Origin of the sequence: uncultured Sulfitobacter sp. (genome assembly GCF_964021855.1) — a bacterium.
Classification (GTDB): Bacteria; Pseudomonadota; Alphaproteobacteria; order Rhodobacterales; family Rhodobacteraceae; genus Sulfitobacter.
Window position 1 is genome coordinate 40111 of record NZ_CAXHZD010000010.1, and the last position, 13313, is coordinate 53423.

Below are 13313 nucleotides of genomic sequence, written 5' to 3' on the forward strand. Positions count from 1 at the left end.
TTGGCTGAAAGAACTCATAGAGGCTGCAAGATAAGCCGCCATTCGCTGCGGACGGTACGAACAGGCAAGATGCGGACGAAGTTGCCCTTGCAATGAATAAAATGAATGGGCGCTTTCAATTCTACTCAATGAAAATCCCGCGACTTTGGAATGACCCTTACATTGCGTGGATGGCCCCTGATCCCAACCTGACCGGGGATCGGATGTGTTGGATGATCACCGCGTGTTGTGATTTCCGGCATAGACGCATCTGACAATCCTGCAAGCCGTTTACTGCGATCTTGCAGGTCATCAGCGACAACATGGATCACACGGCCATCTGTTTGCACACGTCCATGCACAACCATCAAGCGGGCGGACATGATTGTGGGGCGGTAAGATTTGAACATCTTGGGCCAGATGACGAGGTTCGCCACACCGCTTTCATCCTCAAGGGTAATGAAACATACCCCCTTGGCGCTGCCCGGTTTTTGACGCACCAAGACAAGCCCGGCCAAGGAAACAAGTTGTCCGTGTCGCATGGATGCCAAGTCAGATGCGGCGTGATACCCTTGGTCGCGTAGGCTGGCACGGTAGAATGACATGGGATGCGCCTTTAGGGACAGACGCAGGGTTTGATAATCCGCGACCACGTGTTCAGCCTTTGGCATCTTTGGCAGTACGACTTCTGGATCATGTCCATCGCTTGTTATTTGTGCATGATCAAAAATCGGCAATGCAGGCGCGTCTTTTAACGCCTTCGATTGCCAAAGCGCCTGTCTTCGGTCGATGCCCATACTACGCATTGTGTCCGCAGCAGCCAGATTGCGTATTGCTTTCACATCCAAAGATGCGCGGGATTTGAGGTCATCCACATCTGCATAAGGTGCATCGCGGCGGTTCATGATTCGTTGTGCTGCCGTTTCTTGCAGGCCGTCCACCAACCGCATACCCAACCGCAATGCGAACCCGTCCCCACAAGGTTCTAACGTACAGTTCCAATCAGAATAATTCACATCGACCGCGCGCACCTCGACGCTATGATCACGGGCATCGCGCACGATTTGCGCAGGGGCGTAGAACCCCATGGGCTGGGAATTGAGCAATGCGCAGGCGAACGCTGCGGGATAATGGCATTTCATCCAGCTTGAGACATAGACCAGCTTGGCAAAGCTGGCGGCGTGGCTTTCGGGAAATCCGTATTCTCCAAAACCTTTGATCTGGTCAAAGCAGCGCTGTGCAAACACCGGATCGTAGCCACGCTTGGTCATACGCCCGACCATCTTGTCTTGTAGCTTTTCAATTGTGCCGCGTGACCGGAATGTCGCCATCGCCTTGCGCAATTCATTGGCCTCAAGCGGGGAAAACCTTGCTGCATCAATGGAGATTTTCATTGCTTGCTCTTGAAAGATGGGAACGCCCAAAGTGCGGCTTAGGATATTAAACAATTCGTCTTGTGGATACTGTGGGCCGGGTGCGGGATAGGCCACGCTTTCCATACCCTGACGGCGGCGAAGGTACGGATGCACCATGTCACCTTGAATTGGACCGGGGCGCACGATGGCAACCTCAATCACCAAATCATAAAACACGCGGGGGCGTAGCTTGGGTAACATTGCCATCTGGGCGCGGCTTTCGACTTGGAAAACCCCTAGACTGTCACCACGGCACAGCATGTCATAGGTCGGGCGTCCAGTGTCGTCATCCTCATGGTCCTCAACAGGAACTGTCGCTAGTTCCAACCGCCTGTCATAGTGGGCCTCAAGCAGATCAAAGCATTTGGCGATACAAGTGAGCATTCCCAGCGCCAGAATATCGACCTTGAAGATTTGCAGCGCGTCGATGTCGTCTTTGTCCCATTCGATGAAACTACGCTCTGGCATCGCGCCATTCCCAATTGGGACGATTTCGATCAGGGGTCGTTCGGTCAGGATAAACCCGCCCACGTGCTGAGACAGGTGACGCGGCATCCCGATCATTTGTTTTGCCAGTGTAAGAACTATGCGCAGATAGGGGTCGGACAGGTCCAGCCCAGCTTCCTTGGCACGGTCATCATCCATCTGCCCCTCGAAACTGCCCCAAATTGTGCCAGCCAATTTTGAGGTCACATCTTCTGATAATCCCATCGCCTTGCCGACTTCGCGGATGGCGGAACGCGGGCGATAGTGGATGACCGTGGCGCACAGGCCCGCGCGGTGACGGCCATATTTGCGGTACATGTACTGAATGACTTCTTCGCGCCGCTCATGTTCAAAATCCACATCAATATCGGGTGGTTCGTCCCGTTCCTCGGATAGAAAGCGTTCAAACAGGACATCATGTTCGTTAGGATCAACGGATGTGATACCAAGGCAGAAACAAACGGCAGAATTGGCAGCGGACCCGCGCCCTTGGCACAGGATGGGTGGGTTAGCCTCATGGCGGGCAAACCGCACGATGTCGTTGATAGTCAGGAAATAACGTGCGATTTTTTTGCTTTGTATTAGGGCGAATTCCTTATGAATAATCTGGACCACATGGTCCGGCACACCCTCGGGATAGCGCCCATTGGCCCCGTTCCATGTGAGGCGTTCAAGTTCCTGCATCGGCGTCTGACCATGCGGCACAATTTCGTGCGGGTATTCATAGTGCAGGTCGGTGAGTTTGAATTTGATCATGTCAGCCAGATACCGTGTCGCTGCAATTGCATGGGGCCACGGGGCAAACAGGCGGCACATTTCAGCAGGTGGTTTCAGGTGACGTTCGGCGTTTGCCTCAAGCAAGAAACCTGCCTTTGACACGATCACGCTTTCACGGATAGCGACCATCACATCTTGCAAGGGGCGGCGGTCAGGTGCGTGATATAGCACATCATTGGTCGCGAAAATTGACATGCCGTGTTGCCCCGCCAAGCCATCCAACCGATTGATCCGCGCACGATCATCGCCGCGATAGAGGAACGTGGCACCGATATAGCGCATCTGGGGCAAGGCTTTGACCAGACGGGGCAATCCTGCCTCAAACAGATCAAGGTTTTCGGATGGCATTACGATAAGGTGCAGACCGTTCGCGTGTGCCGACAACATCTCAAGCGTCAGATGTGTTTCGCCTTTTTCCTGCCATTCACCATCCGCTGTTTGCATCTTGCCCTTGGACAACAGCGTGGACAGGCGGGCATAGCCATCGCGGTCGTGCGGGTATGCCAGCACTTCCGTGCCACACAGCAACACCAAGCGCGAACCGATCAAGGGCGACACACACGCTTTTGCCGCTTCGGTGTGGATGCGCACGACACCCGCCAGCGTGTTGCGGTCTGCGATGCCGATGCGATCATACCCTAATAGGTTGGCCGTGGCTGTAAGATCAACGGCATCAGACGCCGCCCGCAAAAAGCTAAAGCAACTCGCCATGCCAAACTCGACATATTGGCTGGGCGGATGCCAGACAAAACCGTTTCCCTCGTCCAAGGTGCGGCGCTTATGACCTTCCTGCTGGGGCATCAGGCAAAGAACCCGTGCAGAAACCACCTCGGATCATCGCCCCGCCCGTCGTGGATCACCCCTTCGCGGTACAGCCAGAACCGCCGTCCATCTTGCACTTCGACCTTGTAGTAATCGCGCAGCCGGGTGCCGGGGCGGTCGCGCCACCATTCAGGCGCGATACGTTCGGGTCCAGCCTGACGCACAGTTCTATACAGTACACGCCGCCAGTGAAATTGCGCAGGCGGGCCTTCGGGTACGGCATAGATCACCCGGATTTCTTCGGCAGGTTTGAGGATGCGCAGTGGGCGTTCACGCAGCAGCACAAGCGCGGTGGATGGCGCACCTTGCAATGCAGGTACATGGCCCTCGACACGTTCTGGTTTGTGCGTCTCATGCCAAGTAGACCACGTTACCTTGTCGCGGCCCAATCGTGCGGTCAGACGGTCCAGTAATCCCGCCACATCAGCCTGCGCATCCCGCTTACCATCAAGACGGTCCTGCACCAGTGAAACAGGTTCCACCCGTGATGCCTCAAGCGTCAAAAGGTCAAAGCCAAAGCCGGGGTCGATATTGTCCAGCTTGCCATCAAACAGCCGCAGAATATGTGCCGGATCACGGCTGGCTTTCGACAGTGACAGTGACACCGTCCTGCACTCGCTATCAATCCGGTAGATTGTCAGATGCAGCTGACGCGCACCTTGTTCTGCCTTGGCAAGTATCACGCACAGATTTTCTACCAAGCCTTTTAAGTGGGGTATGGGATCAATCACAGGCTCCGGCAAATGGGCACGGGCCATAAAGCGCAGATGGTCCGGCGGTGCGTTCAACGGGTCAGGCGCATAGCCCATTGCCTTGTCCAGCAGGATCAGTGGATTGCGCTCTGCGGCCACATTCGCAAAGCGACGCATTAAAGCAACGCGCGGCACGTCGGCCAATGCTCCAATGGTCTTCAAACCCAACCGTGACAGCAATTGGCTTGTAGCCCCATCCAAGCGCAAGGCCGCAACTGGCAAGGGAGCGAGCTGCATAGCCACGTCTCTTGCTGTGCAAATTGGATGCCTTGCGCCATATCTCGCTAAGGCCTGCGCGGCACCGCGTGTCGGAGCAAGGGCCACTTTGGCTGTCAGCCCCTGCATCGCAAACCGCTGAACCATATCGCGCAGCAACGCAGCTTCACCACCAAAAAGATGCGCAACGCCTGCGACGTCCAACAACAACCCGTCAGTGCCGTCTTGGGCTGTCCAAGGGCACCAACGTCGCGCCCAATGCACGAGCCGTTGCATCAACGCTTGATCGCCTTCCAGATCAGCCGCTTCGATATGCAGATCAGGGTGGATCGCTTGCGCATCTACAACTCGGCTGCCGACCTTGATCCCGCGACTTTGGGCCGTCTGGTTCACGCAATGGACCACAAGCCCATGTGACCCGACACGGGACAGAACGACAGGCACATCATCCCCCGGCGCGGTCCGATACTGGCTTATCACTCGTATCCATCTTTCCAATGTCAGCGCGGGAAACCAGATTGAGACGATCTGCGGTTCTTTTGGTGTCTGGGTCATATTGCGCTACCCACCGACCCGGTTCGCGTCCGCGCGCACGAAAAAGGTTTACATCCCACTGCGGCAACCCCGGTGCTTGGCTGTCTTGAGGCAACCGCGCGGACGGCAGCGACGTCACACGCCAGCGCATCCGGGCAGCGCTCAGAACGCCAGGATCGCCGCTGCGGATCAGATATATGGGCACACCAGAGGCATCGCCCCGCATCGCTAGCCGTTTGGTTGCTGTGAAATCGAGAACCGCAGGTGCGCCATGAATTTCGCCTATGACAGCAGATAATCCAGCGCAAGCTGCACCTTCTTCCATCGCCCAAAGCACATCGCGGGGGTGGCTTACGTGGACCTGTAGGAAAGGGCGATTGATACCATATGCAGTTAAGCTGGGTGTGTATAAATGCCCGTTCTCGCGGCGTGAGGAATGGTCTTGCACCCAGAGGATAGGGCCACTGGTATCGGGTAGCGATGCGATTAAAAAGCCGGTGGCAGATGGATCGGCAGGCTTCTCGCAAAGCACGTCCGTGAGTGAGGGGGGCACAGACCTTCTGTCTGTATCCCGACCACGCGACACCTCGCGTTTTGGCAAGCGGATAACCTGCCCATATGTAGAATCGACATCCATACACGTTAGCTATTGTTCATGTTTTGTTCTAAATAGGCCAGCGATTGTTTGAAATCAAGAATTGGGTTCGATTGTTCTCTGTTTAGTCTGTGCAGAGTCCTCTTTTCACGATCACAAATAACGGCCCTTTGGTCCGTCGCGCATGCGGCCATGCGGCCTTACCGCGGTGGCGCACTGTGTGTCCCGGTTTGCCCGTCTCGCGAGCACGGCGGGTCTCGGCCACGCCTGCGGCCTTCGCTTTGGTCTGTTTTGCTAAAGCAAAACGATCCCGCCGCTGCACCCGCCTGCGTGTCCGGCCCACCGCTTGCCTGCTCGCGTCGGGCAAACCTGGCGTCAAAACACACACACATGAGTATGGAAGCATATCCTCCGGATGGCCACAGAATCAGCCCGCCTCAAGGATCGCAAAACTTTTCAGCGAGGGCAGTGCGGGTTGTCAGGTCCGTCCCGCGCGTGAGGGTGGGCTTGTTGCGAGCGTGGCGCTTCGAAAACTTTTGCGCCCAGCAAGCTGGCGGCTGCGCCGTCCCTGACCCGGACAGATTCGGTGAACCAGAAATCGGCCATGCCCCCACAATCACGTGGTGGTCATCAAACTCAAACATCTGGAGATGAACACATGGCCTACGATCAAGCGACAACATACGAGACAATCGAACTCTTCGGCCTGACAGAGAAAGACGCACACCTGCCAATCCCGGACGATGACATCCTGAAAGACAGCATCATCCGCGAAACCTTCGAGACTCTGCTCGGACAGCTTCGTAATACCGGGCTTGAAGGAGAGATCGAACCTCTCGCGCATGGGTTGGCGACAATCCTGCAGCGTCGCAAGGTGGCCCTCGGCAAAGAAGTTGATCGCACAGCCGACAAGATCGGCGCATTGGCAAAATGCCACGACGGATCTGAAATCGCTGAGACAGCACTCGAAGAGGCCCAAGCGCGCTTCGTGCAATTGCGCGAGATCGTGGACGCCATCGAGACGATGGGGGAAGCGGCAGCGGAATGCTACGAGGCCGAGACCGGGAACGCCTTTATCCCTGCAGCGGGATCGCGGGCCAGCGTTCGGGCGCAAGAGACGGGAGCGGTCTTCGAGGCCAAGCAGCTTCTGGAGCAGCATGATCGCGAGACAGCTGCCAAGTCAAAAGTCGAGGGGGTGCCGCTCATCGTCTCAGGGGCAACCGATTGGACCGACATCGACGTCATCTTCCGCACACTCGACAAGGTTCGGGATCGCATCAAGCAAAACCGCAATCAGGATATCTTCATCTGCCACAAAGGCGGCAAGCATGGAGCGGAAATGATTGCGGCCCGGTGGGCACGCGCGCGGTGCATCAACCAAGCGCGCTTCGATCCGCGTTGGTCTGCACACGGACGTGCCGCACCGTTCAAGTGCAATGACGAGATGCTGGACGATAAGTTTGCCGCAACTGGAGTTGTCCTCTTCGGGGGCAACGGGGTCGCACTGAACCTCGGACAGAAAGCCGAAGCGAAAGGTCTGACGGTGATGCGGGTCGCTGATCCGGCAAAGACACCGGGCGAGGCGTAAGCCAGAGAGGGTCACCTTCGGGTGGCCCTTTCTTCGTTCTCAAGGGTGGCGTGCAAAATAAGGTGCGTTTGGGTGGGCACCTGTTCGTCAACCTCGGGCCGCCTGACAGTAACCCATCTCGGCAGGATGGCGTGGAGCTCAAAGGCCGGAACATCACCAACTCGTGACCGCAGATTCCAGACACGCATTCATCATCGAACACGCAATCACCCGCCTAGGGCAACAGACCAAACCCCAACATATTGCATCAAAGCGATCCTGACCTTCGTTCCAAACGAGATCAACGAGACCTGTGGCGACTGCGATATGGGCGCACACATTTGGGTCTCTTCTTTTTGCTCATTGATGTGGATCGCACGGGGTCGGACCGGCCGTGCCCTACGCTGCGCTTCGGCAAGCACAAATACGGTTTCCACGCCTATGGCGCGGACCCTCCGCATTTGCGCTTGCGACCGGTCCTTAGCCCCCGTGCCAAAAAATTCCCATCGCAAAAAGGAGAGACCCAAATGACCAACCATTACGTCGCAACAGTTCCCGTCAAATACACCGATGGCGAAGGCGCGGAGCGCACCCGTTTCCAACGTGTCGGGGCTATGTTCCGCAACACCCGCAACGGGGACGGCTCGGAGTTCTTCAGCCTCAAGCTCGACTTCCCCGTCGGTGTCCAGGAGCTGGTGATGTTCCCACCAAGTTCAAAGGAACCCCAAGAGTAAATTTTCTTCGAGGATGGGCCGCCGTCAGGCGGCCCGTTCTTACGTTCCAGAGATCGCTGTGCGTGCCGTTGAGACCTTTGCCTTTGGCCGCGGTCACGGTTGCGGATGACAGGACTGTAGGGCAGTCCTGATGATTTCCATTGGAGTTGGAAGTGTGCTGTGACAGAGCCGCCAAACAGCCTCAAGGGGGCCATCCCCAAAAACCTATCGGCTTTGCCTTCCCGGTTTTTGCGGCAGAGAATTGGCGAGGCAATTCTGGCCTCCCTTGACCCTGCCTGTCAGCCCCGTCGGTTGAGACCTGTCCCGCCCCTTCGTATCTGTCCGAACATTGCAAGTTCAGACAGAACCTCAGGCGCGGGTACTGTTGAGAGCAGCCCATGTTGATGGTTCGCCGTGAGCCGGCGGCGGCGTTCCCACCTGTTGCATCTTCTCTTGGAACAAGCTGCGGCACGGACTCGAGGGGCAGCCCGAGAACCGCGCCTAGTGCTGTGTCTTCATTCACTGGAAAAGCACAATGATAAAACATACAGAGAAACAAATTGCGCAATATGATGTATTGATATATGAAGGAAAGGGAAGAGAAGGACGTTGGCAGGATATGCCACTTGTCTGCGACATTTGTCCGAGGGGTCTAGAGAGCGTGCCACGCAACAATGAATCCGCCTGCACATGGATGCGCGCTTGCAAGCAAACGCTGCCTCGCACGCGCCGTCGGATGCTTGATTTTGGATGTAGCGAGGTACGTTTGTGATGAAGACAGGAAGACCAAAACGCCTCAAACTGGAGCAGCGCATTGAACTGGCGCGGCGTTACAAAGCAGGTGAAACCCCTAAAGTCTTGGCGGAAGCCTACGGCGTCTCTCGCAGGCATGTGACGCGTCTTGCCAAGGAAGAGCAGGGTGAAGGGCTGGCGGTGCGTGATCCCTCGGAACGGGTCAGCTTTCGCGCCTCGGCATCAGAGCTCGCAGCCTTTGATGCGGAATGGCGCGCGCGGGGCTTTGCCAATCGATCGCAGGCGCTGAATGCGGTGCTGCGCGGGCGATGCGGGTTCCTTGATGTGCCGCGCGATCTGGTCGCAGAATTCTGCACGGCGTGGCGTCAGGCAAAAGATGTACGCGACGCTGGGCTGGCTCTTGCGAAGGCGGTGCATCGCGGCAGGCTGGCGGTCTCGGAGACAGATCGCGCAGTGCTGATCGACCTTCTCGATCTGACGCAAAGCATGAGCCGCACGCTCGGTCAGATGAAGGATGCGGCGCAGGCTCAGCGCCATCAGGCGTGGCCGAAAAAGGCAGAAACCGGAGAGCCGGAACCGGCGGTTCTGGAGGGCAGGCCGCGCGAAGCTGGCGAGCTGAGGCTGGTCCTTGATAGTTCCAGTTCAAACGCGGATCGCTGCCTTTCGGCAAACATGAGGCGCGAGCCATGAGGCATGATCCTTCCTTGGCGAACCGGAACTCTCGTAATGGCTGATCCGCTCGCCCTCTATACCACGGTCATGGGAAGGCTCTGGGAGGATGAGCGCATCCGCGGCCAGGCTGCGGCGCGGATCGACGCGCGGCTGGCCGGCCGACGGCAGGGGCGGAGTTTTGCACGCGTCGGATCGATGTCGGCGCGCAATGTCGCGAAGGCCGCGACGGGTCAAAGCCGGGCAGCGGTCTTTAAACGGATCAGGGCAGGGGGGTGTAAGACACAGGCATCTCTTGGCAACCAGCTCAGCTACATCAACGACAAGGCGGTCTATACATACTCGACGATGACCAATGCGCTGACCGATGCTGCGGTGCTGACCGAGGATCAAAAGTCGGACATCATCGAGGCCTGGGCGGAGACCTGGCGCGGGTCGACCAAGCTTGGCTTCACATCGCACATGCTGCTGTCTTTTCCGACCGACGTGACAGTCGATCAGGTGCGCGAGATCGCGATGGACTGGACCGAGCATTTTTTCGAGAGCGGTGAATATGGCGACCAGTGGGATTACGTTCTCGCGGTCCATGACGACCGGGCGCACAAGCACGCCCATATCATCCTGAACAATCGTGGGCTCGAACAGGGCACATGGTTTTCCTGCTGGGCCGAAGGCGTGATGTCGCCACAGCTGATGCGCGAGAAGCAGGCCGAAATCGCCGAAGGCTATGGCGTCATGCTCGATGCCACCACGCGGCTTGAACGGGGTATCTTCGAGAAGCCTGCGGGACTTGAAGAGATCTACCGCGCCAAGGAAGAGGCGCGTCTTCCCCGCGAAATTGTCATGACGACAGAGGAGTCTGCTATCGCGCAGGCGCAGGTGGTGGGCTTCGCCAAAGACTACAAAGCCCTCGCCAACCAATTGGACCGCATGGATCAGGGTCATATGGCCCGGGCTGTGCGCGGCATGGCGGCAAACCTTGGCACAGGCACGCCATGGAAATTTACCGAAGGAGAGATTGATATGAAGGATATTGTAACCGTCGGTGATGCCATCGATTACTCGGAGCGTACGATTGAAGCGCTGCGGTTGAAAGCAGAAGAGCTTGACGTATCCGAGCGCGCGGCATTCGAGGCGAAAGCGGCACCAGTCATTGCGGACCTGTCGCAAATGGTCCCCGACCCAGACCTGCGCACGCGCTTTGGCAAGCAGCTGGAAGAACCCTATCCGCCTGGCGCTGGCAACGATGTGCTGATCGCCGCCCTGCAGTCAGGCAATGACAACGGTTTGCGAGACGTACTGGAACAGGCGGACGAGGCCGGAATGGACGGAGAGGATTTGGTGGCGCGGATCACGTCTGGCGGCACCAAAAACTACGGGATGGCGCAGGATTGGGTCGAACGCGACATGAACGCCGTTCTGGGCAAAGATGGGCTGACCGTCGATAGCGCCAACGAGGATCAACTCGATGCCGCGCTGGAAAAAGTCGATGGCGTGATGGATGCGCTGATGGAGCGGGCAAAGGAGTTGGGAGTCGCAATTGGTGCGAGCCTTGCCGAGGAAGAAGCGGCCGATCTGCCCCTGATCGATGAGGACGACCGGACACCAAATACATACCTGCAAGAACTGGCGGACATGCTGCGGGATGGCCAGCTTTCCGAGACGCAGGAAGAAACCGTTGAGCGCACGCTGCAGGCGGAGCTGTTCAAGGAGTTGGGTGAGGAAGGGCTCGCCGAGCTGCGGCGCGGTAACTACCAGGTGCTGGATGATGTGCTGCCCAACAAGATCGACCAGATCACTGTTACGCAAGAATTCCTCGAGATGACATTTGAGGAGACCGGCGATCAAGTCTTCACGGACCGCGCATCAGGTCTGCAGCAGGACAAAGCCATCGAGGTGGCGCGCATGCGGGGTCAGGAACACGAGCACTCGCTGGGCAAAGACCTCGGCCGAGATCGTGGGCTTGATGACGAGATGGAATTCTAAGGGGAGGATGGAAAAATGAACAAGGCACTTCCTCTCTGGGCCGCCCTTCCGTTCGGTGCCATCTGCGGCGCGGTTCTTGGCACGATCATCGCCAGCTTTTACCTGACGCTGGCGCTCAAGACTGGGTTCACCAGTTTTGATATGTTGGCCGTCTGGAAGGCGAGTGCGGCAACTCGGGCCGCGCACCCGGAAGCGTTCAAGGTGGCATTCGGTGCGGTTGGGTTTGGCGCGCTTGGCTTGGGCGGTCTGGCGCTGGCCTGGACCTGGAAAAAGGAACGGGACGATTACGGTTCGGCTCATTGGCAGACGAAACCCGAGCTTAAGAAAAACGACATGCTGCAGAGCCCTGGCCAGGGCTTCGTCTGCGGCAAGCTCGGGGCACCAAAATCAAAAGGAGAATTCATTTCCTCAACCACAATTCCGCATGTGATGATGGTGGCGCCAACCCGCGCAGGTAAGGGGGTCGGTTTCGTGATCCCGAACCTCTTAAGTTTTGCAGGGTCTGTCGTGGTGCTCGACGTCAAAGGCGAGAACTTTGAGAAGACATCTCGCTTGCGCGCCATCAACGGGGATGAGGTCTATCGCTTCAGCCCCTTTGACTGGGCCAATGCGACGCATCGCTACAATCCGCTGGCGCGGATCGCCAAGGCACCTACTTTCGCGCAGCGCTTCACCGAAGTGAGCATTCTGGCCGATCTGTTCCTCGACAAGGACAACAAGACACTCGACACCTTCTCTGAGGCAGGCAAGTCGATCTTCGTCGCCGCCTGTCTGCTGGCGATCCAGCGCGGCACGCCGAACCTGGGCGAGGTGAACAAGATCGTTGCGGGCGGCGAGTATAAGAACGCGCAATACAAGATCTATGCTGACGAGTCCGAAGAGACCGTTCTGCGTGAGCTTTGGACGAATGCGGCCAGCGCGTCTTCCCGGCTCCTGACATCAAACATCCAGGCGCTGATGACAGCGGGCCTTAAGCAATGGGATAATCCGGCAGTGCGTTCGGCAACGCAAGACAGCGACTTTGATTTCTCGACATTCAGAAAGACACCCCAGTCGCTCTACATTGCGGTCTCCGAAGATCACATTGCGACGCTGGCCCCGCTCCTGCGCCTGATGTTCGCTGACCTCATCGCCTCGATCCGGCTTAACGAACCTGGCACGGATGAGCCCTGGCCCGTGATGATGATGATCGATGAGTTTCAACAGATGGGGGCGATGCCCTATCTTGAGCGGGCAATCCATTCACTGGCGGGCTATGGCGGCAGGGTGGCAATGATCGCACAATCGCTGGCATCCTTGGATCGGATATATGGACCCGAGGGGCGCGAGAGTCTCGAGAACGGGGCAGGGCTGAAGCTCTACATCACACCGCGGGACCAGCGCACCGTGAAGGAAGTCTCGGCGGCTGTCGGCAGCACGACGCGGGAGGCGGTTACCCGGATGTATGGGCGCAACAAGGGAATTCTCGGGGCGACGTCGACTTCAGCGCGGCTTGAAGAGAGGCCGCTGTTGTCGGAGACAGAAGCGCGTTTAATGGACCCGGATGAGGTTATTATTCTTGCGTCGCCGCAGCATCCGATTAAAGCGCAGCGCATCAAGTATTATGATGATCCGTTGTTCAAACAAATGGTTGAGCGGCAGGATGGCAAACCGTTTCCGTATCCCCCAAGCGTCGAAGGTGTCGGGCCGTGGAGTTCAGATGATCGTTCCGACCCAGCTGAAGCGCCGGAGCTGATCGAGACTGCGGAAAACGCACCTGTGCGGGACAGATCGCGGCGACGACAGTCACGGGGGATGCGCGTAATGGCGGTGGACTCTGAAAAAAGGTTGATTGAACCCGAGACAGTTGAACGCTCGGCACATGTGCCAAAGGACTGGGAAGAGATGCTGGATCGTCAGGAAGATTTCATTGAAGAGCTATTGGGTGAGTAAACCACAATACTGAGAAACTAGAACCGGCCGTTCGAACATGGCGCGGCGAAGGTCAGAAAAGAGCCGATTTTGTTGAAAAACTCTTCCTTGATCGGCAGGTGAACTGCTGATTCAATT

Annotated in this window: 7 protein-coding genes; 5 read left to right on the top strand and 2 right to left on the bottom strand. The window is 57.4% G+C overall.

Annotation, left to right across the window (positions count from 1 at the left end):
* Positions 1 to 125: 125 nt before the first annotated feature.
* Positions 126 to 3458: an error-prone DNA polymerase gene (locus AADJ11_RS19310; RefSeq protein ID WP_341236041.1), complete on the bottom strand. Its 3333-nt coding sequence runs from the start codon at positions 3456 to 3458 to the stop codon at positions 126 to 128.
* Positions 3458 to 5002 (bottom strand): DNA polymerase Y family protein, encoded by a 1545-nt coding sequence (locus AADJ11_RS19315; RefSeq protein WP_341236042.1) that lies wholly within the window; start codon positions 5000 to 5002, stop codon positions 3458 to 3460. The genes AADJ11_RS19310 and AADJ11_RS19315 overlap by 1 nt, the downstream gene beginning before the upstream one ends.
* 1232 nt (positions 5003 to 6234) lie before the next feature.
* Here AADJ11_RS19315 and AADJ11_RS19320 point away from each other — a divergent pair.
* The 5 genes from AADJ11_RS19320 to AADJ11_RS19340 all read left to right on the top strand — a co-directional run bounded on the left by AADJ11_RS19320 (position 6235) and on the right by AADJ11_RS19340 (position 13196).
* Positions 6235 to 7164 carry a DUF2493 domain-containing protein gene (locus AADJ11_RS19320; RefSeq protein WP_341236043.1) on the top strand — a complete coding sequence of 310 codons (930 nt, stop codon included), beginning with the start codon at positions 6235 to 6237 and terminating at the stop codon, positions 7162 to 7164.
* A gap of 506 nt (positions 7165 to 7670) precedes the next feature.
* Positions 7671 to 7877: a hypothetical protein gene (locus AADJ11_RS19325; RefSeq protein ID WP_341236044.1), complete on the top strand. Its 207-nt coding sequence runs from the start codon at positions 7671 to 7673 to the stop codon at positions 7875 to 7877.
* A 750-nt stretch (positions 7878 to 8627) separates the two neighbouring features.
* Positions 8628 to 9299 carry a helix-turn-helix domain-containing protein gene (locus AADJ11_RS19330; RefSeq protein ID WP_341236045.1) on the top strand — a complete coding sequence of 224 codons (672 nt, stop codon included), beginning with the start codon at positions 8628 to 8630 and terminating at the stop codon, positions 9297 to 9299.
* 36 nt (positions 9300 to 9335) lie between these two features.
* Complete coding sequence (locus AADJ11_RS19335) at positions 9336 to 11264, top strand: relaxase/mobilization nuclease domain-containing protein (RefSeq protein ID WP_341236046.1); 1929 nt, start codon at positions 9336 to 9338, stop codon at positions 11262 to 11264.
* Between the two features lie 15 nt (positions 11265 to 11279).
* Positions 11280 to 13196, top strand: coding sequence for a type IV secretory system conjugative DNA transfer family protein (locus tag AADJ11_RS19340; protein WP_341236047.1), 1917 nt, complete (start codon positions 11280 to 11282; stop codon positions 13194 to 13196).
* Positions 13197 to 13313 lie beyond the last annotated feature (117 nt).